This is a genomic window from Alphaproteobacteria bacterium (genome assembly GCA_037146715.1).
Taxonomy (GTDB): Bacteria; Pseudomonadota; Alphaproteobacteria; order UBA7879; family UBA5542; genus JBAWWO01.
In genome coordinates this window covers 1-25917 of sequence record JBAWWO010000001.1, presented here as the reverse complement: position 1 = coordinate 25917, position 25917 = coordinate 1, and the positions used below count along the sequence as shown (strand labels likewise).

Here is a 25917-nt window from a genome sequence, read left to right as displayed (position 1 = left end):
ACCAAACTCAGAAGAATCTGGATTGCTTCGTCAGCCTGCGGCTTCCTCTGGATGACGGGGGTGGGGCTTACTCCTACTGATTCCCTCGGGCTTCTACCCGAGGGTCTAAGGGTGCGGAACACACCCCGGTTGGGATGTCGAAAGAAGTAAGGCGTGGGTCCTCGGGTCAAGCCCGAGGAAAGCAAAAAAAAAGGGGCCCGAGGAATTCAAGGGGGGATGAGGAAGGCAAAAGGGGGGTATTCGTTTTTATACACAACGCAACACAATACACAAACTAACTTTAAAACGGTTGAACAATCCAGGAGCGTTGTGTACATTCTGTGTCATAACTTTCTATAAGGAATCTTAAAATGAAATCGTTTTTCAAAATTTTTCTTTTATCCATAGGTGTCTTTAACGCTCAAGCAGCCACTCTAATCCCCAGTGAGGTCACTGACGGTTGGATTGCTAAATATTCACCCGAAGAATTGACTGCGATTCAAGCAGATCAGCATATTATTTCTAGCATTTTCTTAGAGGGAAAAAAGGCCTCTCCCAAACCTATTTACCTAGCAACTGCTGGGGGACCGGGATCCATGAAATCAACGATTCTTGAGAATTATCTATCCGATGATAACTATGTGCGCGCAGATCCTGACGCCTATGGTCTTCGCTATATGGTCAATACGTATATTCCCGCAACGGGTCCCCATGCCCAAAGCCAAAGCCCCGAATATTTAAAAGTTGCTTATGAAAAATGGCGGGGAGGATCAAATTACATTGCAAATAATATTTTAAATGTGGCCTTTGAACACAAGCTCAACATTGCCCATGGCACAACATCCACATCCCCTCATATAGGGAAGTTATACGAGAAACTTAAGACTGAGAGCTATAGAATTGAGCTATTATTGTGCGATACTACAGATGAAAATCGCATTGCCTATATAGCGAATAGGGAAAAAACATTCTACCAATCAACCCCAGAAGACGCCGTGGAAAAAGCAAAGGCTTTTTATGAAAGAATGCCTGTATATTTTAAATACGCGGATACGATTAAATTCTTTTGGACTGATGACTTCAACAAAGGGTCAGTACAATGGGGTAACTGGGATCGTAAAGATGGCCTAAATATAATGAACAAAGAGGCCTTTGAGAAATTTGTGGATAGATACGAAAAATATCGCGCATCTAAGCCAGAACTTCTTCCCTTCAACAGCTTGACCTCCATAAAATAGTGAGCTGTTGATGACACTTCCCAAACTGATCCTACTCGACCGAGATGGCGTGATTAACGAAGAACGCACTGGATATGTAAAATCTGTGGAAGAATTTAACTTCATCCCTGACAGCATCCAAGCCATAAAACAGCTGTCGGACGCGGGGATCAAGCTCGCTATTATCACAAACCAGGGGTGCATTGGCCGCAACCTGATTACGATGGATCAGCTGGAAGAAATTCATCAACATTTGATAAAAAATTTGAAACAGCATCACATTAATCTGCATAAAATATATGTGTGTCCTGACCACCCTGATTTTCCGACCCATCGCCGAAAACCCAATGCGGGCATGCTGCTTGAGGCCATGTCAGACCTGGACGTCACTCCCTCAGAAACCCTGATGATTGGCGATGATATTCGCGATCTAAAAGCCGCCCGCGCCGCAGGATGCGCCGCCCACCTGGTCTTAACAGGCCACGGGACCAAAACAGCTGTTCATGAAGAATTTAAGAACTACACTCCTGTTGCTGTGCATGCTAATCTAAAAGCTGCTGCTGCTTTTATTTTAGGAGAAAACCAGAATTGAAATTTAAATTAGGAACAGTCCTGATCGCCCTTATAAGTTTTAGTTCTTACGCTTCCCCTCAAGAAGAAAACACAGTCTCTCCAAGAAAACATCGTCAAATAGACTCTGCAAAAGAACCCTCCGAGGATCTTAAAAAAGAAATGGAAAAGTTATCTAAGCAAATCAGTAAAGAAATTGCGCGCACTGTAAGTCTTAGGGGAAAAAAATAGGCAAAGAAATCTGAATAAGAAACTAAATCGTCCTATAGATCCTTGGCTCAATTTTAAAGTGAGTTTGGCTATAAAGTAGAAGTTTCTCATTATACTCTTGAAATAAAAATTTTAGTTCCTATATAAGATTCGTATTGTATGTGAATAGGAGACTAAAAATGAGGAAATTTTCACTATTTACCCCTGTTTTGTTGGGTTTTTTAGGATTAATAGCAACAGAATCTGTTAAAGGGGCAGAGCGTGAACCAGATGAAAGTCCAAGTTCTCCCTATAGAGAATCCTTTAAACCTCCTTATCCTTTTTTAGAGTTGCCGCCCAGTACATTTGCTGGAAATTCTTATTTGAATCCCGAACTTCTTGATGCAAACCTTGATAAATTTCTTGATATGTTTCCAGGTGAATTTGCAGCTCAAGCCTCCTCAAACTCACAAAACCCCTTCTTTTTTGATGATAAGTTTGATAGCGCGCCCGATTTTTCACTAGCAGGAGATTCTGGGTTTACTGCTTTTCTTGATACTTTGAAAGCCTCTGCAGATTTTTCTCATCTTACTTCTTCCAAGGGTGAGAAAGCGCGAGGAAAGGACTTAGAGCATTGCTGGAAAATGCTGAAAGAGAAGCCTGAGGTAGCTAGCCCTGTCTCAGAAAAACCACGAGGAAAGTACCCGGATTATTGCAAGAAGATGGCGAAAAAGAATCCTGAGCTAGCTGGCCCTGTCTCAGAAGAATATCCAAAACCAGGAATACAGAAGGTTCTAGAACAAGAACAAGAACAAGAACAAGAACAAGAAATGGATTATGACAACTTTGAGTCGTCATTTCAAACAGCGCTTAAGGAACATACTCAGAGGTTTTTAAGTTTCGAAGACAATATGGAGGTTTCGAAAACAAAAGAGTTTCTGAAAAAATGGGTAAAGAATTTCAGTAAACTTTATATCAGCCCCATTGATCAAGCATCTCGCGAGATGGCAATTCATGTTCTAGAACGCTCCATTGATAAAAACCAGATACCGTTTGAAAGTTTTGTAAAAAAGTGTCAATCAGAATTTCATCTGTATTCTATGTACTATCAGAAGACGCAAAAGAAACACAAAACAGAAAAAAAAGAAAAACCTCTTTCTGAGCAAAAAACAGCTCTGATAGAAAACTTGATGGAGTTCAAGAAGAAATATCAGGAACATGACGGATCTATAACTGAGCACTATTGCAACCTTGCGACTAATGCTCTGATAAAGCTCATTAAAGAGAGAAAAATAACTTCGGAAAACTTTAAAAAAGAATGTAAACGTGAGTTCCAGATTCGTTCTAAAGATTGTAGGAACAATAAGATGCGACGCAAAGAACGTGTTGAGAAAAGAAAAGCTGAAATAGATAGCGCTGACGCAGACTAAGCTTTCCCAATAATTCAAATTTTTTATTTCCTTTACTCAAGGGATTCACTATACTGCAAACGCAATGATGAAGCCAATATCCCCATTTGTAGAAAATCTGAATCCTGCCCAGCAGGAAGCTATTTTAAATGTGGATGGCCCCCTTTTGGTTCTGGCCGGTGCGGGCACGGGAAAAACCCGGGTACTGACCAGTCGTCTAGCCCAAATTCTATATGAGCAAAAGGCTTGGCCCTCTGAAATTCTGGCGGTTACTTTTACCAATAAAGCAGCGCTGGAAATGAAAACCCGCATCGCCAGCTTGATTTCCCAAAATATCACCAGCATGTGGATTGGCACCTTTCACGCAATTGGTGTGCGCATTTTACGGCGTCATGCTGAGCTTGTGGGCCTTACATCAGGCTTTACCATTATTAATCCAGATGATCAGGAGCGGATTGTTAAGCAGCTTCTGCAAGTGGAAAATATGGATGATAAAAAGCAAACAGCCCGTCTGTTTGTTCATATTATTAATGGCTGGAAAGACAAGGCCCTAACGCCCGACAAAATAACAGAACAATATTTGGGATGGGATCAATCGCGCAAAGCGCTGAAAATTTACCGGCTGTATCAAGAACGTTTGAAAATTGTGAATGCAGCCGATTTCGGTGATTTGCTGCTGCACTGCCTGACTATTTTCTCAAAGCACCCAGATGTTTTAAAAGAATACCTGGGCCGCTTTAAATATATTTTGGTGGATGAATATCAAGACACAAACATCACCCAGTATCTGTTTCTGCGCTTATTGGCCCAGGGAACGGGCAATATCTGTTGTGTGGGAGATGACGACCAATCCATTTATGGGTGGCGGGGAGCAGAAATTGGAAATATTTTGAAGTTTGAAAAAGATTTTCCCGGTGCAAAAACCATTCGTTTAGAGCAAAATTATCGCTCTACCCCCGCTATTTTGGGGGCGGCTTCTGGCCTGATTGCCCACAATAAATCCCGTTTGGGAAAAACTCTATGGACAGAAAAAGATGCGGGGGAACCCGTTTACATAAAGGGTTTGTTTGATGGGAAAGAAGAAGCCCAGTGGGTAGCTGACCAAATTGAGCACTATCAACGAAAGGGGATTTCCCTATCTCACATGGCTATTCTGATGCGCGCAGGCTACCAAACCCGGGAGTTTGAAGAAGTATTCTTAACCCGCGCTATCCCCTACAAAATCATTGGAGGCTTGCGCTTTTACGAACGCATGGAAATTCGGGATGCTTTGGCCTATTTACGTGTGATCGTGCAGCCCAACGATGACCTGGCCTTTGAACGCATCATTAATGTGCCAAAACGAGGCATTGGGGAATCTACTGTTCAAAAAATGTATGAAGTTGGCAGGTCTAAGGGAATTCCCCTGACTGAAGCTGCCCACATTATGATTGAGGAACAGGAAATTAAGGGAAAAACCCGCCTAACCCTGAAATCTTTCCTAGATAATTTGGAACGGTGGCGGCAACTGATTCCCCAGCAAAACCATGAAGATCTAGTAAAAACCGTTTTGGATGAATCGGGCTACACGGCCATGTGGAAGTCTGACAAATCCATTGATGCCACGGGCAGATTAGATAACCTGAAGGAATTGGTGCGTGCTGTTGGACAATTTTCTGATCTTTATACTTTTTTAGAACACGTGAGCCTCGTCATGGAAAATACAACAACAGCAGCCTTGGAAGACTCTGTGACGCTGATGACCATTCATGCTTCAAAAGGACTAGAATTTGACACAGTCTTTCTGGCTGGCTGGGAAGAAGGAATTTTTCCATCCCAAAAATCTTTGGAAGAAGGCGAAGGGATAGAGGAAGAACGACGGCTGGCGTATGTGGCACTAACCCGCGCGAAACGTCAGGCCTATATTACCTTTGCCAGCAGTCGTCGCCTACATGGACAATGGCAAAATAATTTGCCCTCTCGTTTTATTAAAGAGTTACCCCCTGAACATATTTGTTTCTTAGAAAGCAGCTTTGTACAAAGACCCAGCGCCCATTCCTATGGCATCCCCGCAAAACCAAAAGGGTCCATGGTGATTGAACAACCTGCAGCTCCTCATGGTTTCAAACCGGGAAACCGAGTCTTTCATGAAAAATTTGGCTATGGTTATATTCAAACCATTTATGGGGAGCAGCTTGTTATTAACTTTGAACACGCTGGTCCCAAAAATGTGCTACATGGGTTTGTGAAGAAGTCTGGGTAGCAAAGTTGTTTTACTCTCTTTGAGATAAGATATGTTTTGCCACCTTTCGCACCATAGCGATGCGTTCTTCAATAGAAAGAGCTGGGGCATCAGGAAATCTATCTAATATTTGTCGTTTTACTTCGTCAAAAACTTCTTTTAAGAAAGCACTTTCACCAGGCCGCTCTTCCAAACGCCATTTTTTATTAGCATTAGCCGCCATATCGGTTCGAGCAAGAAGGCTGAATTCTTCGACTAGGGGCAAAAAGTCCTGTCCATCTGGACATAAACCTGTTGCATACCTTAAAATTTCTATTCTTTTCTCTTTGCTAAAATCTTTCAAAACCTTAGCTAGAGCTTCTACAGATTCTGGTGAAAGTTCTTGTTTAGCCGCCCCATATGCATTTTGCATTGCTCCGAAAGGCATCCCCAAAACAAGAACACTGCCTAAAAAAAGTTTTAGTTTAATCATTTTAATTCTCCACTGTTGTAACCTATCGTTTCATTTTTTAAATTTTCTGTCAATATTCTCCTAAAAAAACAAAAAACTGCGCCAAAAGATTGACAATACTCCCCACTTATGCAGAAATACACCCTAGGATATATCATGAAAAAAGACGTAACGCCCCTGATTAGTCACAAGGATATGACCATCCTTTCAACGGCCCTAATTCTGGCTTTGTCGGCAAGTTCTGCCCTGGCAGATGCCCCTGCCCCAACTCTTGCGCCTGATGCCTTTAATACACAGGGATCCCCCATTGCGGGCCCGCCACCCCCACCACCTGTTCCACCAGCCCTATTGCCCCCCGGACAATTCGAAAAGTGTTATGGCGTTGCGGGTGAAAATCAAAATCATTGCGCTTATGCCCCCTTTGATGGCACTAGCCTGGACGGAGCTGGCCAAGCAAAGGCCTGCGACCCCGCCGCTTGGCGTTGGGTCCCCAAGGGTTGGTGTGCCATGCTTGTTGTGGGCACAAACACTAAAGGTCAGATGTTGACTGGGTCTCTGTATCCTTCCTCTCAACGAGGTTTTCCAACCCAATGCACGCACTTTGACCCCCAAAATCTAGACCCCAATGATACGGGTTTCTAAAGCAATTCCTTCTCATGCAGGCATTGGCTTACGATTTCCCCACTTTGATGAAATTTTAGAGCAAAAGCCAAATATCCCTTGGCTTGAGGTTCACCCAGAAAATTTTAAAATGGGATCGGCCCTAAAAGCATTGGAAAAAATTCGGGAAACCTATCCCCTTAGCTTACATGGCGTAGGCCTCTCTTTGGGAAGCGAAGATCTTGACCAAAATCATTTGAAGTTTTTGAAGTCCCTCATTCACCGGTTAGAGCCAGGCCTGGTTTCTGAGCATGTTTCGTGGGTTCAAGTTGATGGGGTTTATTTGAATGGATTAATGCCCCTTCCCTATACGGATGAAGCCTTTGACAGAGTTGCCCAAAACATTGAGAAAACCCAAGATTTTTTGGGGTGTCAGATATTGATTGAAAACCCTTCTACCTATATGGAATTCCCCTGGTCTACCGTGACTGAATGGGAATTCATGACTGAACTGGCTGAGCGAACTGGGTGCAAGATTTTACTGGATCTGAACAATATTTTCATCAGCTGCACAAATCACAATTGGCCCCTAGATACCTACCTGAATCATGTGGCGCAAAAAGATCTAATCGGTGAAATTCATCTGGCAGGCTATGATCAGCTAACCCTCCCCAATGAAAAAAACCTTTTGATTGACGGCCACAGTTCCCTTATCGACCCAAAGGTGTGGGCAATATATGAAAAAATTCTTGGATTGGTGGGCCCTGTACCCACCCTTATTGAGTGGGATACGAAAATCCCAGTCCTTTCTGTATTGCTGGGAGAGCAACAACGGGCGCAGGCGGTGATGGATAGAATGGATTCACAGGCCAAGGCCCAGGAAAGCATTATAGAAGTGATGACTTCATGCGCCTGAAAGATTTTCAAAGCCAATTTAAAAACAAAGTGCTAAAAGACACTGCAACAACCGTTCCGGTAGCAGAACGTACGCTGAACACTCAAGAAAGATTTTATGTGTACTATAACGGCCTAGTGGGCAGCTTATACAGCACTCTAAGCGATCGATATCCGCGCACTCGCTGCCTTATAGGCGAAGATGCGTTTAAAGAGATAGCAGCCAGTTATCTTCACGCACACCCCCCGAAAATGCCCTACATGGCCCTTTATGGGGAAGATTTTCCTGCACTTGCAAAGTCTTATATACCCGCCCCAGTTTGTCAGCTGATGATGCTAGAATATGCGCTGCATGATTCTTTACTTAGCTATCCGTCTGATATTCAGCCCCTGGCTCATCTGAAAAGTTTAGACGCCCAGAGCATGGCCCAGTTGGAATTCTCTTTTTGTGAGAGTGTGCGTTTTTTGGAAAGCGATTATGATTTAAAACAAATAAGCCTGAACTCAGAGAAACAAGAAAAGTTCTACCTTATTCGCGCCAAAAATCTAAAGGCTTTCTTCTTTGAACTGACAAAGCCCCAATTTGTATTTGTGACAACTCTTTATGAGGGCGGAACCTTAGGCCACGCCTACGTAAGCGCAACCCAATCCGGCCTTGATTTTGACCTGCACCCTACCCTGGAACTTTTGTTGCAGAATGGGGTGATATCTGGTGCAAGTGCTTAGAGTTCTACTTCCGTGACGCCTTTGAGCGCCGTTTGTGAGTTTCTATTAAATTCCTCGACCTTAAGCCAAGGATCTATTTCTTTATAAACTATGGTTTGAACCCTCGGGCTTGGCCCGAGGGTTCACTAGAAGTCTAGAAACGAGAGAGAATTGCCAGCATTAATAATGCCACAATGTTGATGATCTTGATCATCGGATTAATCGCTGGTCCTGCCGTATCCTTGTAAGGATCGCCCACTGTATCACCTGTGATCGCCGCATGGTGGGCATTTGAATTTTTTCCACCATGGTGACCATCTTCAATGTATTTTTTGGCGTTATCCCAAGCACCCCCACCAGAGGTCATGGACAGGGCCACGAAAATACCTGTGACGATTGTTCCCAATAGCATAGCACCTAAGGCTGAAAAAGCCTGAGCTTGCCCCGCTGTATAATTCACAGCCGCATACAAGCCAATCGGCGCAAGCAAGGGTAGCATAGAAGGCAAAATCATTTCCTTAATAGCAACCTTAGTCAACAAGTCTACCGCTACGCCATATTCTGGTTTTGCTTTTCCTTGCATGATTCCCTTAATAGTGCTGAATTGACGGCGCACTTCCACCACCACAGCAGCCCCTGCCCGACCAACAGCCATCATGGCCATAGATCCAAACAAATAAGGCAACAAACCACCCAAGAACAACCCAACGACAACATAAGGATCTTGGAGCATAAAGGTTACAGGAACATCCGGAAAGTAGTGCTTCAAATCTTCCGTATAGGCCGCAAACAAAACGAGAGAGGCCAAAGCCGCAGAACCAATCGCATAGCCCTTAGTCACCGCCTTTGTTGTATTTCCAACAGCATCTAAAGCGTCTGTTACTTTGCGAACCCCTTCTGGCAATTCTGACATTTCAGCAATACCACCCGCGTTATCAGTCACAGGACCATAAGCGTCTAATGCCACCACAATCCCTGCCAAAGATAGCATGCTGGTAGCCGCAATTGAAATACCATACAACCCACCATTTAAGTAAGCACCCACAATTCCCGCACAAATAATAAGCACAGGGATAGCTGTTGATTCCATAGAAACCGCCAACCCTTGAATAATATTGGTGCCATGTCCTGTTTCAGAAGCGCGCGCAATGCTGCGTACTGGCCTGTATTGGGTTGCTGTATAGTATTCAGTAATCCAAACAAGAAGACCCGTAACACCCAATCCGATTAAGGAACAGTTCATCAATTTTTGAGCCGTTATAACGGTTTCGCCCACTTGGATTATTTTATCAGCAAACAAAGCGTCCGTTATGAAAAGGGTAAGTCCGCCTGACAACACTGCGCTGGCAATGAATCCCTTATAAAGAGCCCCCATAATATTACCAGACTTGCCAAGGCGTGTGAAAAAGCTGCCTGCAATAGACCCAACGATACAAACAGCCCCAATTAGCAAGGGGTAAAGCATCATCATGTTTTGTTGTTCAACAGGGAACAAGATTGCGCCCAAAAGCATAGTCGCAACCAAAGTTACCACATAAGTTTCGAATAAATCCGCCGCCATACCCGCACAGTCCCCAACGTTATCGCCCACGTTATCAGCAATAACCGCTGGATTTCTTGGATCATCTTCAGGAATTCCTGCCTCAATTTTACCAACTAAATCAGCCCCAACGTCGGCACCTTTTGTAAAGATTCCACCCCCAAGACGCGCAAAAATAGAAATAAGGGACGCCCCAAAACTTAAAGCAACCAAGGCTTCGATAATCGTACGCATTTCATAATTAACTGACTGCAAATAAATGAAGTACCCCGCAATGCCCAAAAGACCCAAGCCAACTACCAAAAAGCCGGTCACAGCCCCAGATCTAAAGGCAATAGACAAAGCCTTATGAATGCCAGAGCGTGCAGCTTCTGCAGTTCTAACATTTGCCCGAACAGACACATTCATACCAATATATCCTGCAACACCAGACAAAACAGCCCCTAAGACGAATCCAAAACTTACGTGAAAGCCCATCAGGAAAGTCAATGCTGCTGCAATCACAATGCCCACAACCCCAATGGTTTGGTATTGACGATTCAAATAGGCTCGTGCACCTTCTTGAATAGCAGCAGCAATTTCTTGCATTTTTTGTGTGCCTGCGCTTTCGGCCAAAATCATACGGGAAACAATTAACCCATACAGCAAAGCTATGCTCGCACAGCTAAAAATGATCCAAAGGATCGCATTTGGTGTAAAGAATTCTGAAAAATTAAACATTTTTTAGTACCTCGTTTTTATACAATTCTCTATTCTATAACTAATTTTGCTTTGATGAACAACTGATTTTTACCGAATCCTGTATCTAAGTCAGTTCTTCATCTGTTTTAAAGGCTATTTCTACCACACCTTCCGGATCAAACTGGGCTACGAATTCTTTGTACCAGTTACGTCGATCCTGTCCACCTTCCGTTGTTAGAAGCAACCTCTGACCGTAGATCGCTATATCTTCTACGATTCGTTCATGACGGTAATAGACCAAAAGCACCTTATTAACTTCAACTTTTCCATAGCCCTTATTAACTTCAACTTTTCCATAGCCCTTATAAAACAACTCTTTCTCGCGCAGTTGATTCCAAATATTAGCAACGCCTCCCCCAATAAACATCAAGTCCCGCTCTTTAGGGGCCATGATAGGATCATCCCAATCGACTATATGAAGGTTGTGATTTTTATCTATTAATATATTACCCCCATGAAGATCAGAATGACACAACACGAATTCAGAAGATTGACTTTGAGCCATCTGTGCCAATTCTTCGGCGCGATCAACCAGTCGATGAATAACGGCCCTATTTTTCTTCATAAATGTCAGAAGGTCAGCTGCAATTATGTCACCACGCGGCTCAGATTCCATAAGCGGGCAGAGCGCGCGCAGGGCTTGACGCCACTTGGGCAAATAAGATTCTCGCCGAATTTTAGCCTGAATTGCCGCCGGCACATTAATTGCATGAATTTGACGCATCACTTGGCCGAGCGTAACCCATTGATCGTCCGTTAGATTACGACTAAAGCCATCCTGTCCCTCAATAAACGGAGATATAGTCAGAGAAAACCCGTCAATGAGCTGAGTTGTTTCACCCCGGATTGTTTGAACGATGGGAATGATTTGTTGAATGCCCACATTACGCAACAACTCGCCTATCAGCGCCCTATTATCATGGTGATTTCCACGCTTTAACTTTATGAAATAAGAGGACTGGTGATGAGTTTGTGCTTTATATACTAGCGCATCCATATCCGCTCCCAAAGGAAGGAGCGTAAGTATCGCAACTTCAATCCCATAATTGATCTTAATACAATCAATGATTGCGTGTTCTGAAAGAGGTAATTTTTCTATCATATCGACAGACACCTTTTTCTAAGGCCGCAGCTGATCCGCTGCCTTTTGTAGAATGGCATTCACCAAACCCGGTTCTTTTTCATCATAAAAAGCACGGCTGACCTCAACATACTCTGATAGAATAATTTGTTGTTTAACTTCGGGAAACAAATAAAGCTCCCCAATGCCTGCCCGCAAAATACTTAACAATACTTTATCTAAACGCCCAATTTTCCAGTCAGCGGTTAAACAGGATGAAATCAGGGTATCGATCATCTCTTGATTGTCCGTCACTCCCTCAACCAGCTTAGTCAGCAGCGCAGTGTCAGACCCAACAGCTGCTTCGTCTTCCAAATTTTTGCCCTTATAGTATTGGCAGTTTTGTAAGGCTTCTTTGGCAGAAATCTTTGAAATTTCCATATCATACAAAGTCTGTACAGCAGCTAACCGCGCAGCAGATTTTTTTCTATACCCTAACGAGATGTTTTTTTTATCCATAACCTATTCACTCAAAAAGTTTTTAAAATCGTCTGCATCCTTAAAATCTTTATAGACGGATGCAAAACGTACATAGGCCACCGTATCTAAATCTTTCAAAGAGTCAATAACCATTCCACCAATTACTTGGGAAGATACTTCCGATTCTCCCAATAATTCCAGCCTTCGAACAATGCCATTGATTAATTTCTCAATCCGTTCCGCATCAAAGGGTCGTTTGCGCAGGGCCGTATAAATTGACCGGGCCATTTTATCCCGGTCAAAAGGCATGCGGGTTCCTTTTTTCTTAATGACGATAATTTCAGACAATTGTAATCGTTCATAAGTTGTAAAGCGAGATGTACATTCGGGGCAAAAGCGCCGCCGGCGAATGGTTAAATTATCATCCGAATGGCGGGAGTCCTTGACTTGAGTTTCCATACAATCGCAAAAAGGACACTTCATGACAAACCCTTAATAAATAGGATGTTTAGCGCACAGGTTTTTGACCTTTTCAGCCACCTGTTTTTCCATGGCTTCATTGGCCCCCTTAGTCTGCACAAAGCTTTCCACAACATCAGCAATCCAGTGGCCAACCTGTTCACAATCCTTTTCCCCAAAACCGCGAGTTGTGACCGCTGCCGCCCCCACCCGAATACCCGATGTAATTTTCGGCGATTGTGGGTCAAAAGGAATACCGTTTTTGTTACAAGTAATCGCTGCCTTGTCGAGGGTTGCCTCAGCATCAAAACCCGTAATATGTTTTGACCGCAAATCAATCAAAACAAGGTGACAGTCCGTTCCGCCAGAAACCAAACCAAATCCACGGTTTTTCAAGGTTTCCGCCAACACTTGTGTGTTCTTCACAACCTGGTGAGCATAGTGTTTAAATTCAGGACGCAAAGCTTCTCCAAAAGCTACAGCCTTCGCCGCAATCACATGCATTAAGGGCCCCCCTTGAGAACCAGGAAATACGGCCGAATTAACTTTTTTTCCAACCTCTAAATCATTGCTTAGAATCAATCCACCCCGCGGCCCCCGAAGAGTTTTATGGGTTGTGCTGGTCACCACATGAGCGTGCGGCAAAGGACTTGGGTACACGCCGCCTGCTATAAGTCCTGAATAGTGGGCCATGTCAACCATCAAATAGGCCCCGACTCTATCGGCAATTTCTCTGAATTTCTTGAAATCTATAATACGGGAGTAAGCTGACCCCCCCGCCAAAATAAGCTTTGGCTTATGTTCAAGGGCAACGCGCTCAACCTCATCATAGTCAATCCACCCCTCAGCTGTTACTCCATAAGAAACGGGATTAAACCATTTTCCTGAAATAGTGACGGGCGACCCATGAGTCAAGTGCCCCCCTGCATTCAAAGACATCCCCAGAAAAGTGTCACCTGGTGTTAGAAGGGCCAGAAACGCCGCCAAATTCGCTTGGGCCCCTGAATGGGGCTGCACATTAGCAAATTCACAGTGAAATAACTTTTTAGCCCGCTCAATCGCCAGATTTTCTGCTACATCCACAAACTGACATCCTCCGTAATAACGCCGACCCGGATACCCTTCTGCATACTTGTTAGTTAAAATTGAACCTTGGGCTTCCAGCACAGCTTTGGACACAATGTTTTCTGATGCAATCAGCTCTACATGTACCTGCTGGCGATGGCGCTCGGCTTCAATTGCTTTAAAAATTTCCTGGTCCTGCGCTTCTAAGCCAGCACAAAAAAAATCTTTCATGATTCCACCTTAGTTTTATAGATTATCAAGTTCCTTAATACGGCGAAGATGTCGCTCTTCACCTTGAAAAGAGGTCGTGATGAACGTGCTTAAGCAAGTCAACGCCTTGGAAAAGCTTAGCAAGCGTGCCCCCAAGACAAGAATATTGGCATCATTATGGCGGCGCGCACAATAGGCGGATTTTTTGTTCCAACATAGGGCTGCCCGTATGCCTTTAAATCTATTGGCCCCAATACTCATCCCAATACCAGATCCACAAATCAAAAGCCCCGTACCAACAGCGCCTTTGCGCATAGCTTCCACAACTTTTTTGGTATACTCGGGATAATCAACGGAATCTTCAGAACACGTACCCACATCAATCACTTCTACGTCATGCTGATGCAGCCATTGGACAAGCTGCTGCTTTAGAAGAAAGCCTGCATGATCAGTCCCTACAACTATTTTTTTTATCATTTTTTTAATTGCTCTGCCGTCGTGCTGCCATAGGCCACATTCAAGAATTCTTTGTTCAGGCGATTAATAGACCACATCCACACCACAATAACCAAAAGGGAGGCTACCATCAAAAAAGGGGCAATCGTTGTTTGAGTGCTAAGGGCTGACAAAGAAAGTAGAACAGATTGAATCAGGGACGCCCCAAATTTACCCACACGGCCACTTAACACATCAACCGCTGCTTTACCTTTAACCTTTAATTCCGCATCTAAGGGGATGAAAGCCATTTCTCGGGTTGCCGCAAAAAAGCTATACTTACAGCTTCGGCTAGTCAGGTTATGAATCTGCCCAATCCATACGGAAAACGCCACAGGAGACATACATATCAGCTGAGTCAGCCAGTAAAGACTTTCACCCTTTAAGGTAACCCAGTAAAACAAACTGCCCGCCACAAGCATAGCAACAGGCGTCACCAAAGCGCTTGTCTTCCAACTAAATCGACGAATAAATCCAGCCCCAAAAAAGCCAATGGCACAGGTCAAAATACCGATATAAATGGTGATCAAAGAAAAATATGATTCCATCTGGGAAGGATCTGGATACATTTTTTCAATCTGACTTTTCCAAGTGACTTCAACAAAGTTAATGGAAATATTATAGGCAATTGAAATAATGGCGATATACCCCACATATTTTGACGTTAAAATGTAGCGAAAGCTTTCAACGAAAGAGAGTTTGATTTCATGCTGCGCGTCAGGCGTACCCTTGTCTGGGTGATAATGCATTTTATCTTTGACAGCATATTTATTTACCCAAAAGTAAATACCCATAATCAGCAGGGAAACAAAACTAAAAATCAAAATCAGATGATCTAGCTTCATAGCATAGGCGCCCGCAAGCCCCGCACCGGGTTGGTAATAATACACAAATACCCCCAAAAGAATCGTCCCAAGGCCGTTGAACATACCAAATAACATGTAAAAGCGCCTAGATTGCTCAACCGTTGTGATCTGGTTAGAAAACTGCCAGAATAATAGACTTAGAACAACAGCCCCCCAAAGCTCAGAAATAATATAAAACAGGCTATAACCCCAGTAACACAGAACAGGGAACAGCCACCTAAGAGAGGGGTATCGCGCTTTTAAAGAAAAAAGCTCTTCCGACGTGAACATATTCAAACTATCCTGATAAGGGTAAAGAACGAATTTGAAGACCAAGAAAAAAACAATAAAGAAAGTAATAATGCCGTAAAAAATAGCGCGCTGTTTAAAGAGATTTGACGCCCAAGTAAAACCCATAATAAACAGAATAGAGAACAAGAAAACAGGCAACTTCAAGAAGCTAATAACCTCAGCCCCCGAATGCTTAGCCGTAATAACAAGCGTATCTTTTGAAATGTGTAGAATCCAGAAGTTGAAACTGATCAAAATCATCAAAAGACCCATAGGGATCAGTTTTATCAATTCATGGCTATATATTGGAAACATCCAAGAGCGAATTTTAGAAAAATCTTCTCTATTCTGATGGGCAGGCATTTAGAACCTTTACTTTAGATAGCATTGTCAGAAAACCTCTCGCACGCAACATAATTGATTACTAACATGAAGAGATTCTAGAAACAATAGATAGCAGAAATTTATTTTTGCCAGAAAAGGTGAATTGCGTCCCCGAGTCTATAAGTCCATGGGACGCGAAACGGCCCCTATCAGGACTATGCGCTGAAATAGCTAGATTACCTGGCCCCTGGAGGAGGAGCAAGGGTGCTGAATAATCTCTTCCCACGCCTTCTCACCAAAGTCTTTGGAGATGCTTTCAAGCACGGGGGGAGTGGCAGCCCCAACAGCTAATTTAAAAGCAAGGGGGCGCATAACAAAGCTGCTGCAACAAATCCCAGCACACCTATACTAACCCAATCCGCGACACTCAAAGAAGTATCAATGGGCATGAATTTAATCTCAGGTATAGCTTCTGCCCACATAGCCTCTTGCCATATAGTTTTTTCCCATTGAAGACGCTCATTTGTAGCAGTAGTATCATGATACTCATTATCAAAAAATCTAGAATAATATCGTTGCGTTGACTCTTCCTGTGCTCCAAAAGAAGCTGAAGGAAAAAGAAGAACAATTATTAAAAAGTACCGTATGCTCGCTTTCCACGTTTCTAATCTTTTCATATTTCACTCTGCTTCCATTTTGTCTGAACTAATAATCTCTTCCCGCACCTTCTTCAAGAAGAATTCGCCAAAGTCTTTGGCTGCAATTTCCAGTACGGGGGTTTCGTGGTACCCTCCAACGGGCCACAGGATTACGGGGCATTCTTCTGAGTCCATTTGAGCAGTATCCAGACAATAGCTTGTGTCATCCGCGTGATACACCTTAATCAGGTGATCGGGAAAGTCAAAAACATCCCTATCATTCAAAACGCCCCATACGACGCCGCCTAATTCCAACTGATCCAAAGATTTAGCGTGAATGCCGGGAATGAAGGCATCCCCTGGCCCGCCATGCCCCACGGTTTTCATGAATTCCCGGTAGGTTTTGGGAAATTTCAGCTCCAACAGCTCTTCGGCCGCATCTATAAAAGTATCAGGCTTCGGTCCCAGAAATCCTGTTTCTTCTTCTGGAAAATTTTTTGCGATTAATTCAAAGGCTTCTTTTAGGTCAGACATGCTCATGTTGTTTAGTTTGCTCCTGCTTGGTTAGAGAATTACTATAGCCAATCCCTTATAAAAAGAATAGTCCCCCTACAAAAACAACTGGGACAGAAATTTTTCTGCTTTTAGAATTTCAATGCCCTGTTCTTGCCGTTCGTGTCTTAAAGACTGAACAAGCTGAACAGCAGGATATTCATATTTTTCATGAAAATATCGTAAAGATTTACTAACCGTATCATCTGATACTTTGGCTTCAATAATCTGTTCAACCTGATCTTTTTTGACTAATGCGAAATCGACTTCAGCGCCTTCTTTTGTGCGCAGGTAATTCAATGTGTATTCTTCAGCTTTTACATCAACGCAACCGTAAATATGTTTAAGCAAGCTGATGGCTACCAAATTCTCAAAGCGAACCCCTTCCCCTGACACCAAGGCCGTATCAAAAAAATAGATCTTAGGAGATTTCTGTATCCCCCTGGCAATATTTTTCGAATAAGGAGGAACGATAAAAATAACAAACAAGGCTTCCAGAATCTGCAGGTATCGCTTGATAGTGGTGGGGGGAGACAGAGACATCTTCTGCCAAGGATTGATAGGAAACGGGGGATCCAACACGCTCTCTCAGCAAATCAAAAACAAGTCTCATTCCTTTTAGATTATGAATGGTATCAATTTCGAAAATATCTGTACTGAGCAGACTGTTGATGTACTGCAACCGCCACCGGCTGGCTTCCACCTCATCTTTGGCAAGCCAAGTTTTTCCTGCTTGTCTGGGGCCCACCAAAAGAATAATTTTCTTTTCCAGGTCTTTTAAAATTATATTTTTCTGCGCACGCTTCATAAAACTATTCTGCAGTCAGATATGGAATAGTTATGTTTTGTGACAATATAGAGAAAAGAAAGCTGGCCCCCCACGTCGGCCTTACGGCCCCTCGGGATGATTGGAGAGAGGGGGGCTCCCTCTCCTCCGGGAAACTAAATAACGGTTACAAACATTCTGCCTTCACCTTTTTTGGAAAAGCGCACTTGTCCTTCAGTTAGGGCAAACAAAGTATGGTCTTTGCCTATGCCTACGTTTGGACCAGGGAATACTTTTGTTCCCCGTTGACGAACCAAAATGTTACCGGGAATAACAGATTGTCCACCGAATTTTTTTACACCAAGACGACGACCAGCTGAATCGCGACCGTTCCTGGAACTACCACCTGCTTTTTTCTGTGCCATTTCTTACCTCTTTCCTACTCAGAAGCCTTCTGTGCTTTAGCAGCAGAAGCTTTCTTAGGGGCTGCCTTAGGGGCCGCCTTCTGTTTGGGTTCAGCTGCAGCCACAGGCTTAGCTGTTGAAACTTTTTCATTCGCAGCAGGCTTTGCACCATGCAACACGCCGCTCAAAGAAATTTCCATGATACGAACGATTGTTCTGTGTTGGCGATGACCCTTCTTCCGCTTGTATGTATGACGGCGAGTCTTTTTGAAGATGATAACTTTATCTGCGCGGTCCTGGTTGACAACAACGCCACCCACCTTCGCGCCAGCCAAAGTTGGAGAACCAACTGTTGTTTTAGTCTCATCTCCAATCATCAAGATGTCTTCAAACACAACGTGATCGCCCGTTGCGTGCTCTAATTTTTCAACGAAAACCAGGTCACCACTTTTGACCTTATATTGTTTTCCACCGGTTCTAATAATTGCAAACATAATATTCCTAACTAATAACTAATGACCTTTTATGATAATCCCATCAGGAAAAGTCAAGAGAAAATGAAATTTTTTTTTGACTTCCTGAATAGATCCTCGGGTCAAGCCCGAGGACGGCAATAAAAGAGGGACGCTCCCTCCCAATGAATCCCTCGGGCTCGGCCCGAGGGGCCATGGCATAAGACTACAGGCTGTCAGAGAATTTAGACAAATACTCTGCCACACCTTCAGTGCTTGGTTTCATTCCTTTGGCACCCTTATTCCAACCGGCAGGGCAAACTTCTCCGTGTTCTTCAAAATAGTGTAAAGCGTCTACCATGCGCAAAGCCTCGTCTATGTTGCGCCCCAGAGGCAGATCATTCACAACTTGGTGACGAACCATGAAATTTTTGTCAATCAAGAATGTGCCCCGCAAAGCAATGGCCTCGTTAATCAACACATCATAGTCGCGAGCGATGCTTTTTGTAAGGTCGGCCACCATAGGGAACTGAACAGGTCCAATGCCTCCATCGTTAATAGATGTGTTCTTCCACGCTAGATGGGTAAAGTGGGAATCCACACTTACCGCAATAACTTCAACGTTTTTTTCTTTAAACGCCTTCACTCTGTGGTCAAAGGCAATAATTTCAGAAGGACAAACAAAAGTAAAATCTAGAGGGTAAAAAAACAATAATCCTGTTTTTCCCTTTAAATGAGCTTCCAGGTTAAAGTTTTCGTTAATTGAATTATTTGGCATAACGGCAGAGGCCGTGAAATTTGGGGCTTTCTTCCCAACAAGTACACTCATGATTTCTCCTTTTCTTATGAACGGATCTCAAAGTGCCACAATTTTTTCAAAAAATCCAGACCCTGCGAAAAAAGATTCGGTAAATATTGCACTTTCCTCACAACAAAGGTATTAAGAAGAGTAAGATTATTTTGGAGCACATTATGGCCGACATTTTTGACGAATTACAAGAAGACTTAGCAAATGAGCGTTGGGAGCTTCTATGGAAGAAGTACCACAAGCATGTTTATGGGGCTGTTAGCGCTATTTTGCTAGCAACTGCTGGCTATGTAGCCTATGGAAATTACAAAAAATCTTCCCTTTCTCAAATGGCTGAAAGATATTTTATGGCGATGAGCTTTATTCAAAGCAAGTCTGATAAAAGCTTGCCAGTTTTAGAGGGCATTGCCGCAGATAGCAGCAATATTTATGGAACGTTGTCTCGTTTATGGGCGGGCGCTTTGCTTATTCAACGGGGCGAAGGCGAGCAAGCCGCAGCTGTCTATGACGCTGCCATTTCTGATAATGGGGGCGTTCTGAATTACGGGCGCAAAGTTGAATCTCTGATGAAAGACTTGACCATTTTCAAAAAGGCCTATGCGACCATTGACCAGGCAGATCCCAAAGAACTTGCTTCTACCATGGAATCTTATGCTCAAGATGGCAATCCTTGGCGCTTTTCAGCCTATGAAATATTGGGTTTGCTAAAAATCAAAGAAGGCAATCCTCAAGAGGCTGCGACTTACCTAGGAAAAATTGTTAACGATAAAGATGTTCATCCCGCAACAAAACAACGGGCAGAAGCTTTGTTAGCAACGGTTGGAAAGCAGGCCTAAGATGCCCCATAAAGGCCTAAAAGAGACGTGTTTTCAAGGCTTTTTCGGAATTTTTGCCCTGGCCTTTGCTTTAGTTTTTTCCGGCTGTTCTTCAGATAAAGACCCTTTAAAAGGTGAGCGCCATAAGCTTTTAACGGAAGCTCGCCCCCTGGAACTTGATGCCAATGCTGAAAACATTAATGTTGAGTTAGACAGCCCCGTCACCAATACTTCTTGGACTCATCCCTCTAACAATGCCTCTCATCTGATTCCTCATGGAGAATTTGACCACCACCATGAGATTTTGTGGAAAGAATCTGTTGGATCTGGCAGCGCAAAAGATCGCTATTTGATTGCTCAACCAGTTGTTGAGGACGACCTTATATTCACCATGGATTCCGAAGGCTTAGTCAGGGCACGTAACACCCTGTCTGGCAAGAAAATGTGGTCTTTCCAGTTGCCTCTTAAGGGCGACACTGACAACTGTTTAGGAGGGGGTTTAGCCGTTCATCAAGGTAAACTTTATGCTAGTTTTTCCTCTGCTGATGTCTTTTGTTTAGATGCTCTTAATGGCGTTCTTATATGGCATACCCCTGTAGTTCATCCCATCAGATCAGCTCCCACGATCAAAAACAATAGGGTCTACGTCATCACAAAACAAAATTCCGTCATTGCCTTAAATGCATTAACAGGAGAAAGATTATGGAATCATGAGGGTGCTGCCGAAATGTGTAGCATGTTGGGGGGCGGAACCGTTGCCGTTGATCGCCATGTGGTTATTGTCCCCTATGCAACGGGAGAGCTGTTTGCTTTAAAGGCTGAAAATGGGTTGCCCTTGTGGGGTGAGTCTCTGAACGCCTCTCATAGCATGAGCTCAACATCCATGCTCGCCCAAATCAAGACGGACCCCATTCTAGATAAAAATCTGGTGATTGTATCTTCTCAAAGTGGTCGTATGGCAGCTATTGACTTCAAAACGGGTGCCAGAATTTGGGAAAAAGATATTGCCTGCCTATCCACACCTGTCATCTCTAGCAGCTTCCTGTTCGTTGTCACTGCAACGGGCGACGTGCTTTGCTTAACCAAAAGAACGGGTGAAGTTGTTTGGCAAAAATCTTTGTCCCAATACATCCCGGCCGAGGACGCAGCCCAAACCCATTGGGTGGGGCCTTTGTTGGCTGGTAGCAGTTTGTATGTAACGAATTCCGCTGGCCGCGTCTTTGCGTTGGCCCCCGGCAATGGAGATAAACTTCATGAATTTTCTGTGCCTGGCACCATTTATGTGGCCCCTATTCTTGTCAACAAAATCATGTATTTCCTGGCGGACCAGGGAAGACTTATCGCGGTAAATTAAATGACCCTTGTGGCCTTAGTTGGACGCCCCAATGTGGGAAAATCGACCTTGTTCAATCGATTGGTTGGAAAAAAATTAGCCATCGTGCATGACACCCCTGGCCTTACGCGAGATCGCCGTTATGGAGACGCCTCTCTTTCTGATCTTTCTTTTGACCTGATCGATACGCCCGGCTTAGAAACAACTTATCCGCCGACCCAAAAAGACAGCTTAGACTATAGCCTTTGGCGTCAAACCAATGAGGCTATCCAAGAAGCCAATGTCATTTTCTTTGTGCTTGATGGTCAAGTAGGCGTTACACCCGCTGATGAATACACGGCTCAGTTGATTCATAAATCTAACAAACCTTGCATAGTGATCGTTAATAAATCTGAGGGCAAAGAGACTAGAAACTCTCTGTTTGAGGCCCTAAAGTTTGGATTCAAAGAAACCCTACCCTTTTCAGCAGAACATGGTGAGGGACTTGGATATTTATATGAAGCCTTTGCTCCCCTTTGTGAGAAAAAACCAGAAGTGGAAGAACAAGAGGAAGACCCAGAAAATCCAACCATTTCAGTGGCAATTGTTGGCCGCCCAAATGTGGGGAAATCAACCTTGATCAATCAAATTATTGGGCAAGAAAGATTTACCACAGGCCCTGAAGCAGGGGTGACGCGGGACGCCCTTTCTGTACTGTTCACCTGGGATAATAAACCCTATAAATTCATCGACACGGCAGGTCTACGTAAAAAGGCGCGGATTGCAAATAAGGTTGAATATTTATCAACGGTAGAGACAAAACGAGCCATTCAGTATGCTGAGGTGGTTTTGCTGGTTTTAGACGGCACCCAAACCCTGGACCGACAAGACCTCACCATTGCCCACCATGTGGTTGAAGAAGGTCGCTGTCTTATTTTCGTCGTCAATAAAATTGATCAAATTACGGACTTTCAAAAATTTTCCAGCGAATTTATTAAAGACGCTCAAGAAATGTTTCCTCAAATCAAAAAAATGCCCATTATTTTCGTGTCAGCAAAGGAAAAAAAGAATCTTTCAAAAATCTTCCTGGCTGTGCAAGAAGTCTATAAACAATGGAATTGCCGTATCTCAACGGCCCCTTTGAACGAATGGTTAGAAAAAGTGGTGGCCCATCATCCCCCACCGATTGTTAAGAATATTCGGGTCAAAATAAAATACATCACGCAAATAAAAAGACGACCCCCGACCTTTGCTTTGTTTATCAACAAACCAACAGATTTGCCGGAAAGTTACTTGCGCTATCTAAAAAACAACCTGGCTCAAGCCTTTGGCTTAGAAAAAATTCCCCTGCGGCTGGTGATGCGCAAAAAAGAGAATCCTTTTCAGCCTTAAATACCGTTTCTAAAAAAGATATAAAAAAATTGTTTTTAACAAGGAAATCCTTTACACCAGCTTTGCAGTTCGCTATTATTGGGTCAAATGTACTTAATTTAAGGGGGAATATAAAATGAATTTTTATTTAAAAGCTTTAAGCATTGCCGCACTAAGCTTGTTATTAGGCGCTTGCACATGTTGCAAGAAAAAAGATGCAATGCATCATTCTCATGGACCAAACTATGAAGCCTGCAAGGGACGCATGTCAAAAGCAGGGTACTTAGTCGACAAAGATGGCAATCATCTCGTGTTAGACCGTGAATTTTATGCTTTCGACTCAAGTGATCTTACAGATGAATCAAAAGCAACTTTGAAGGATCAAAAAGATTGGATGTCTAACAATCCAGATTTTTCAACCACTATTGCAGGACATTGTGATGAACGCGGAACAAGAGAATACAACATCGGACTAGGTGAACGTCGCGCGAATGCTGCGAAAGAATACTTGGTGATGAGTGGCGTAGATTCTTCCAGAATTTCTGTTGTCAGCAAAGGAAAAGATGAACCTATCGTAACTGGCTCAACAGAAGAAGCTTGGGCTCAAAACCGTGTTGCGATTACCTCAAAAAATTAAGACATTTTTGATTTTAAGTTAGAAAAGGCCCCTTTACCGGGGCCTTTTTTTTGTGGGCAAAAGAGGCCGCCCATGATGCCCCTCAAGGCTAAGTCCTCTAATGTACGAACCTTAAGAAAAGCCCTAAAATGGCTAAAGCTTATCACTCCCGCATCGAGAGCCTTTCAGGGGCGTCGTGATACAGATGAAGGGAAAGCAGGGAATATCAGTGATTTTCCGCATATGTTCCCTAGTCTTGAACAATTCTCTGTGACGCACCTCCTCATAAAAACAAAAATTCCTTGAAATCCTATTATTTAATCCTATATAAGCATTATGTTTTATATTAGGAGAATTTGAATGAAGAATTTTTTAAACGCATATAGTTTTATTGTGTTTCTGGGAATTTTAGGCGCATCTTTTCAAGCCATGGGAGCTAGTTACAGCTCAGAAGAGCTGAGTTCTTCTGAGCCATCATCACCCCATGCAGTTTCTTCATCTCAGGCCCAACAAGCATCCTTGAAAGAACAACCATCAAGATCGAAAAAGAAAAATCCTCAAACGGCGCAATCTGCTTTAGATCAGGAAAGATCACTACTCCAATTCAAGAATTTGATATCTCTGAAAACCCAGAGGCCGCGTGAGATAGCGGAAGAATTAACTCAGAGGCCATGTGAGGATGAATTTATGGAGAGGTATAGAGACACTCTTTCAAATATCTCCCTCTTTAGAGAGGAGCTTGAAGCGTATCAAAATGAAACAAGGCAACTATTTTCGACAAAGGAAATAATAGACTTAAAAACCCTTATAGCCAAGGAAGAGAATTGGATAAAAGTGAATACCGCCCAGGCGAAACGCATACAAGAACATAAAAAACTTCAAGAAATGCATTTGGATCGCCCACAAGCACAAGCGTCTTCAGATCAGGACCTCAAAGAAAGGAAACGGGAATTAAACAGAGAAGCTTCTGTGAGGTATCGCTCAAGACAGCTCGCTGAAGATCCGGAAGGCACCCGCCTTAAAAGTGCCCTAAACCAAAGCAAGTCTCAGCAGAAAAAAGAAGCGAAAGAAATTGAGAACATTAGAGATAAACTTCAAAACCCCTTCTTGACGGATTTGGATCGCGAACAATTGGAGTCCAGTCTAGAAAAAGCACAAAAACGCCAATCTGATCGAGCAAAGAAAATAGAAGAGCAGACTCAAACTCTTGAAAACATGGCGCGCAAAAAAGCGGGATCTTTTGCGCTACAAGCAAATCTAGCCCCCCTTCCTTTCTTGAGGGAAGTTAGAGCAGAAAAACCACAAGAAGCTCCAGCAGTTGAGCAACCTTCTGCCCCTCTCCCTGAAAAGAGAAAAGCTCGACAACAAGACCCCGCGGAGGATTCTGAGAGCGACTCAGAATCAGATGAGGAACTTAAGCCATCACTACCTGCTCCACAAAGTCTGACAGATGATTCTTCCGTTCAGGGGGCAGAAGAAGAGCAAATAAAAAAGAAAACAGAAGATCTTAAGCCAGATCTTGAAAGTCAAAAACTACAAGCATCTTTAGATCAAGTCCGCAAAGAAAAGAAACGCACAATAGGCAAAGCCTCTTTTATGAAGTATCGTTCAAGACAGCTCGCTGAAGATCCGAAAGGCTATCGTCTTAAACGTGCCCTAACCCAAAACAACTCTCAGCAGAAAAAAGAAACTAAGGAAATTGAGAACATTAGAGATAAACTTCAAAACCCCTTCTTGACGGATTTGGATCGCGAACAATTGGAGTCCAGTCTAGAAAAAGCACAAAAACGCCAATCTGATCGAGCAAAGAAAATAGAAGAGCAGACTCAAACTCTTGAAAACATGGCGCGCAAAAAAGCGGGATCTTTTGCGCTACAAGCAAATCTAGCCCCCCTTCCTTTCTTGAGGGAAGTTAGAGCAGAAAAACCACAAGAAGCTCCAGCAGTTGAGCAACCTTCTGCCCCTCTCCCTGAAAAGAGAAAAGCTCGACAACAAGACCCCGCGGAGGATTCTGAGAGCGACTCGGAATCAGATGAAGGCAGATTATTTATTTGCAGCCCCATCATGCCCGAAGAGAGTGCAGACTGAGGAAGAAGCTATCTTACAAGCTGGATTTCTTCGCGGACTACGTCCTTCTGGCAAAGGCGTGGAAAATGATGAAATTTAAAAGGGGAAAAAATTATAAAATGGCGTCCCCAACGGGATTCGAACCCGTGTTGCTGCCTTGAAAGGGCGGTGTCCTAGGCCTCTAGACGATGGGGACCCAACATCAGGCACGTACTACTTGTGTAATGATTGTTTTCCAGAAAATCAAGTGTTTAGTGCGAAAAATAAAAAAATAAGCTTCTCAGCGGTTTCCTAAAATTACGATTATCTTAATTTTTTTGCATACAAATCTCAAAACTGTACGCAGTGAGCAAGTTATAAAAAAGTGAAAA

29 protein-coding genes and 1 tRNA gene are annotated in these 25917 nt (G+C 43.4%); 14 read left to right on the top strand and 16 right to left on the bottom strand.

Annotated features, from left to right (window positions below):
* Nucleotides 1–350 precede the first annotated feature (350 nt).
* The 5 genes from WCG05_00150 (at nt 351) to WCG05_00130 (ending at nt 5606) form a co-directional block, all read left to right on the top strand.
* Entirely contained in the window at nt 351–1217 is an 867-nt protein-coding gene (locus WCG05_00150; GenBank protein ID MEI8320414.1) for a zeta toxin family protein, read from the top strand.
* Between the two features lie 10 nt (nt 1218–1227).
* Nucleotides 1228–1788 carry an HAD-IIIA family hydrolase gene (locus WCG05_00145; GenBank protein MEI8320413.1) on the top strand — a complete coding sequence of 187 codons (561 nt, stop codon included), beginning with the start codon at nt 1228–1230 and terminating at the stop codon, nt 1786–1788.
* Nucleotides 1785–1997 (top strand): hypothetical protein, encoded by a 213-nt coding sequence (locus WCG05_00140; protein ID MEI8320412.1) that lies wholly within the window; start codon nt 1785–1787, stop codon nt 1995–1997. Before WCG05_00145 ends, WCG05_00140 begins: the two co-directional genes overlap by 4 nt.
* A gap of 158 nt (nt 1998–2155) precedes the next feature.
* Nucleotides 2156–3385 (top strand): hypothetical protein, encoded by a 1230-nt coding sequence (locus tag WCG05_00135; protein ID MEI8320411.1) that lies wholly within the window; start codon nt 2156–2158, stop codon nt 3383–3385.
* Nucleotides 3386–3449: 64 nt separating this feature from the next.
* Nucleotides 3450–5606: a UvrD-helicase domain-containing protein gene (locus tag WCG05_00130; GenBank protein MEI8320410.1), complete on the top strand. Its 2157-nt coding sequence runs from the start codon at nt 3450–3452 to the stop codon at nt 5604–5606.
* A gap of 10 nt (nt 5607–5616) precedes the next feature.
* Here the strand turns inward: WCG05_00130 and WCG05_00125 are convergent, their stop codons facing one another.
* Nucleotides 5617–6057, bottom strand: coding sequence for a hypothetical protein (locus WCG05_00125; GenBank protein ID MEI8320409.1), 441 nt, complete (start codon nt 6055–6057; stop codon nt 5617–5619).
* A gap of 135 nt (nt 6058–6192) precedes the next feature.
* Here WCG05_00125 and WCG05_00120 point away from each other — a divergent pair, with 135 nt between their 5' ends.
* From WCG05_00120 to WCG05_00110, 3 genes are read left to right on the top strand one after another with little or no spacing between them, the layout of a single operon-like run.
* Complete coding sequence (locus tag WCG05_00120) at nt 6193–6678, top strand: DUF2282 domain-containing protein (protein ID MEI8320408.1); 486 nt, start codon at nt 6193–6195, stop codon at nt 6676–6678.
* Nucleotides 6662–7552, top strand: a complete 891-nt coding sequence (locus WCG05_00115) for a DUF692 domain-containing protein (protein MEI8320407.1) — start codon at nt 6662–6664, stop codon at nt 7550–7552. The genes WCG05_00120 and WCG05_00115 overlap by 17 nt, the downstream gene beginning before the upstream one ends.
* On the top strand, nt 7543–8256 hold the full coding sequence (locus tag WCG05_00110) for a DNA-binding domain-containing protein (GenBank protein ID MEI8320406.1): 714 nt from the start codon (nt 7543–7545) through the stop codon (nt 8254–8256). The genes WCG05_00115 and WCG05_00110 overlap by 10 nt, the downstream gene beginning before the upstream one ends.
* Before the next feature lie 133 nt (nt 8257–8389).
* On the opposite strand, the gene WCG05_00105 is transcribed toward WCG05_00110, so the two are convergent.
* The 14 genes from WCG05_00105 to WCG05_00040 all read right to left on the bottom strand — a co-directional run bounded on the left by WCG05_00105 (nt 8390) and on the right by WCG05_00040 (nt 19386).
* Entirely contained in the window at nt 8390–10495 is a 2106-nt protein-coding gene (locus WCG05_00105; protein ID MEI8320405.1) for a sodium-translocating pyrophosphatase, read from the bottom strand.
* Between the two features lie 85 nt (nt 10496–10580).
* Nucleotides 10581–11618 (bottom strand): aminoglycoside phosphotransferase family protein, encoded by a 1038-nt coding sequence (locus WCG05_00100; GenBank protein MEI8320404.1) that lies wholly within the window; start codon nt 11616–11618, stop codon nt 10581–10583.
* Nucleotides 11619–11636: 18 nt separating this feature from the next.
* Nucleotides 11637–12095 (bottom strand): transcription antitermination factor NusB, encoded by a 459-nt coding sequence (gene nusB, locus WCG05_00095; GenBank protein MEI8320403.1) that lies wholly within the window; start codon nt 12093–12095, stop codon nt 11637–11639.
* A 3-nt stretch (nt 12096–12098) separates the two neighbouring features.
* Complete coding sequence (gene nrdR, locus WCG05_00090; GenBank protein ID MEI8320402.1) at nt 12099–12539, bottom strand: transcriptional regulator NrdR; 441 nt, start codon at nt 12537–12539, stop codon at nt 12099–12101.
* 9 nt (nt 12540–12548) lie between these two features.
* Nucleotides 12549–13811 carry a serine hydroxymethyltransferase gene (glyA, locus tag WCG05_00085; GenBank protein ID MEI8320401.1) on the bottom strand — a complete coding sequence of 421 codons (1263 nt, stop codon included), beginning with the start codon at nt 13809–13811 and terminating at the stop codon, nt 12549–12551.
* A 15-nt stretch (nt 13812–13826) separates the two neighbouring features.
* Nucleotides 13827–14267 (bottom strand): ribose 5-phosphate isomerase B, encoded by a 441-nt coding sequence (rpiB, locus tag WCG05_00080; protein ID MEI8320400.1) that lies wholly within the window; start codon nt 14265–14267, stop codon nt 13827–13829.
* Nucleotides 14264–15784: an Npt1/Npt2 family nucleotide transporter gene (locus WCG05_00075; protein MEI8320399.1), complete on the bottom strand. Its 1521-nt coding sequence runs from the start codon at nt 15782–15784 to the stop codon at nt 14264–14266. Before WCG05_00075 ends, rpiB begins: the two co-directional genes overlap by 4 nt.
* 308 nt (nt 15785–16092) lie before the next feature.
* Nucleotides 16093–16422: a hypothetical protein gene (locus WCG05_00070; protein ID MEI8320398.1), complete on the bottom strand. Its 330-nt coding sequence runs from the start codon at nt 16420–16422 to the stop codon at nt 16093–16095.
* 3 nt (nt 16423–16425) lie between these two features.
* The gene (locus WCG05_00065) at nt 16426–16923 is read right to left on the bottom strand and encodes an SMI1/KNR4 family protein (GenBank protein MEI8320397.1); all 498 of its coding nucleotides are present in this window, start codon (nt 16921–16923) and stop codon (nt 16426–16428) included.
* 69 nt (nt 16924–16992) lie between these two features.
* Nucleotides 16993–17424 carry a DUF4143 domain-containing protein gene (locus WCG05_00060; GenBank protein ID MEI8320396.1) on the bottom strand — a complete coding sequence of 144 codons (432 nt, stop codon included), beginning with the start codon at nt 17422–17424 and terminating at the stop codon, nt 16993–16995.
* The gene (locus WCG05_00055; protein ID MEI8320395.1) at nt 17357–17743 is read right to left on the bottom strand and encodes a hypothetical protein; all 387 of its coding nucleotides are present in this window, start codon (nt 17741–17743) and stop codon (nt 17357–17359) included. The genes WCG05_00060 and WCG05_00055 overlap by 68 nt, the downstream gene beginning before the upstream one ends.
* Before the next feature lie 134 nt (nt 17744–17877).
* Nucleotides 17878–18126, bottom strand: coding sequence for a 50S ribosomal protein L27 (gene rpmA / locus WCG05_00050; GenBank protein ID MEI8320394.1), 249 nt, complete (start codon nt 18124–18126; stop codon nt 17878–17880).
* A gap of 14 nt (nt 18127–18140) precedes the next feature.
* Complete coding sequence (rplU, locus tag WCG05_00045) at nt 18141–18599, bottom strand: 50S ribosomal protein L21 (GenBank protein ID MEI8320393.1); 459 nt, start codon at nt 18597–18599, stop codon at nt 18141–18143.
* A gap of 184 nt (nt 18600–18783) precedes the next feature.
* Nucleotides 18784–19386 carry a peroxiredoxin gene (locus WCG05_00040; GenBank protein ID MEI8320392.1) on the bottom strand — a complete coding sequence of 201 codons (603 nt, stop codon included), beginning with the start codon at nt 19384–19386 and terminating at the stop codon, nt 18784–18786.
* A 143-nt stretch (nt 19387–19529) separates the two neighbouring features.
* On the opposite strand from WCG05_00040, the gene WCG05_00035 reads away from it, so the two are divergent.
* The 6 genes from WCG05_00035 (at nt 19530) to WCG05_00010 (ending at nt 25567) form a co-directional block, all read left to right on the top strand.
* Nucleotides 19530–20201 (top strand): tetratricopeptide repeat protein, encoded by a 672-nt coding sequence (locus WCG05_00035; protein ID MEI8320391.1) that lies wholly within the window; start codon nt 19530–19532, stop codon nt 20199–20201.
* A 1-nt stretch (nt 20202) separates the two neighbouring features.
* Nucleotides 20203–21534: a PQQ-binding-like beta-propeller repeat protein gene (locus WCG05_00030; protein ID MEI8320390.1), complete on the top strand. Its 1332-nt coding sequence runs from the start codon at nt 20203–20205 to the stop codon at nt 21532–21534.
* A complete protein-coding gene (gene der / locus WCG05_00025) occupies nt 21535–22884 on the top strand; it encodes a ribosome biogenesis GTPase Der (GenBank protein ID MEI8320389.1) in 1350 nt (449 codons plus the stop codon). It abuts the gene before it with no gap.
* A 115-nt stretch (nt 22885–22999) separates the two neighbouring features.
* Complete coding sequence (gene pal / locus WCG05_00020) at nt 23000–23500, top strand: peptidoglycan-associated lipoprotein Pal (GenBank protein ID MEI8320388.1); 501 nt, start codon at nt 23000–23002, stop codon at nt 23498–23500.
* A 72-nt stretch (nt 23501–23572) separates the two neighbouring features.
* Complete coding sequence (locus WCG05_00015) at nt 23573–23785, top strand: hypothetical protein (protein ID MEI8320387.1); 213 nt, start codon at nt 23573–23575, stop codon at nt 23783–23785.
* 54 nt (nt 23786–23839) lie between these two features.
* On the top strand, nt 23840–25567 hold the full coding sequence (locus WCG05_00010) for a hypothetical protein (GenBank protein ID MEI8320386.1): 1728 nt from the start codon (nt 23840–23842) through the stop codon (nt 25565–25567).
* Nucleotides 25568–25666: 99 nt separating this feature from the next.
* Here WCG05_00010 and WCG05_00005 read toward each other — a convergent pair.
* A tRNA-Glu gene (locus WCG05_00005) sits at nt 25667–25742 on the bottom strand.
* Nucleotides 25743–25917 lie beyond the last annotated feature (175 nt).

Coding starts and splice junctions, on each gene's coding strand:
- WCG05_00150 (MEI8320414.1), top strand. CDS start 351: ATGAAATCGTTTTTCAAAATTTTTCTTTTATCCATAGGTGTCTTTAAC.
- WCG05_00145 (MEI8320413.1), top strand. CDS start 1,228: ATGACACTTCCCAAACTGATCCTACTCGACCGAGATGGCGTGATTAAC.
- WCG05_00135 (MEI8320411.1), top strand. CDS start 2,156: ATGAGGAAATTTTCACTATTTACCCCTGTTTTGTTGGGTTTTTTAGGA.
- WCG05_00130 (MEI8320410.1), top strand. CDS start 3,450: ATGATGAAGCCAATATCCCCATTTGTAGAAAATCTGAATCCTGCCCAG.
- WCG05_00125 (MEI8320409.1), bottom strand. CDS start 6,057: ATGATTAAACTAAAACTTTTTTTAGGCAGTGTTCTTGTTTTGGGGATG.
- WCG05_00120 (MEI8320408.1), top strand. CDS start 6,193: ATGAAAAAAGACGTAACGCCCCTGATTAGTCACAAGGATATGACCATC.
- WCG05_00115 (MEI8320407.1), top strand. CDS start 6,662: ATGATACGGGTTTCTAAAGCAATTCCTTCTCATGCAGGCATTGGCTTA.
- WCG05_00110 (MEI8320406.1), top strand. CDS start 7,543: ATGCGCCTGAAAGATTTTCAAAGCCAATTTAAAAACAAAGTGCTAAAA.
- WCG05_00105 (MEI8320405.1), bottom strand. CDS start 10,495: ATGTTTAATTTTTCAGAATTCTTTACACCAAATGCGATCCTTTGGATC.
- WCG05_00100 (MEI8320404.1), bottom strand. CDS start 11,618: ATGATAGAAAAATTACCTCTTTCAGAACACGCAATCATTGATTGTATT.
- nusB (MEI8320403.1), bottom strand. CDS start 12,095: ATGGATAAAAAAAACATCTCGTTAGGGTATAGAAAAAAATCTGCTGCG.
- nrdR (MEI8320402.1), bottom strand. CDS start 12,539: ATGAAGTGTCCTTTTTGCGATTGTATGGAAACTCAAGTCAAGGACTCC.
- glyA (MEI8320401.1), bottom strand. CDS start 13,811: ATGAAAGATTTTTTTTGTGCTGGCTTAGAAGCGCAGGACCAGGAAATT.
- rpiB (MEI8320400.1), bottom strand. CDS start 14,267: ATGATAAAAAAAATAGTTGTAGGGACTGATCATGCAGGCTTTCTTCTA.
- WCG05_00075 (MEI8320399.1), bottom strand. CDS start 15,784: ATGCCTGCCCATCAGAATAGAGAAGATTTTTCTAAAATTCGCTCTTGG.
- WCG05_00070 (MEI8320398.1), bottom strand. CDS start 16,422: ATGAAAAGATTAGAAACGTGGAAAGCGAGCATACGGTACTTTTTAATA.
- WCG05_00065 (MEI8320397.1), bottom strand. CDS start 16,923: ATGAGCATGTCTGACCTAAAAGAAGCCTTTGAATTAATCGCAAAAAAT.
- WCG05_00055 (MEI8320395.1), bottom strand. CDS start 17,743: ATGAAGCGTGCGCAGAAAAATATAATTTTAAAAGACCTGGAAAAGAAA.
- rpmA (MEI8320394.1), bottom strand. CDS start 18,126: ATGGCACAGAAAAAAGCAGGTGGTAGTTCCAGGAACGGTCGCGATTCA.
- rplU (MEI8320393.1), bottom strand. CDS start 18,599: ATGTTTGCAATTATTAGAACCGGTGGAAAACAATATAAGGTCAAAAGT.
- WCG05_00040 (MEI8320392.1), bottom strand. CDS start 19,386: ATGAGTGTACTTGTTGGGAAGAAAGCCCCAAATTTCACGGCCTCTGCC.
- WCG05_00035 (MEI8320391.1), top strand. CDS start 19,530: ATGGCCGACATTTTTGACGAATTACAAGAAGACTTAGCAAATGAGCGT.
- WCG05_00030 (MEI8320390.1), top strand. CDS start 20,203: ATGCCCCATAAAGGCCTAAAAGAGACGTGTTTTCAAGGCTTTTTCGGA.
- der (MEI8320389.1), top strand. CDS start 21,535: ATGACCCTTGTGGCCTTAGTTGGACGCCCCAATGTGGGAAAATCGACC.
- pal (MEI8320388.1), top strand. CDS start 23,000: ATGAATTTTTATTTAAAAGCTTTAAGCATTGCCGCACTAAGCTTGTTA.
- WCG05_00015 (MEI8320387.1), top strand. CDS start 23,573: ATGATGCCCCTCAAGGCTAAGTCCTCTAATGTACGAACCTTAAGAAAA.
- WCG05_00010 (MEI8320386.1), top strand. CDS start 23,840: ATGAAGAATTTTTTAAACGCATATAGTTTTATTGTGTTTCTGGGAATT.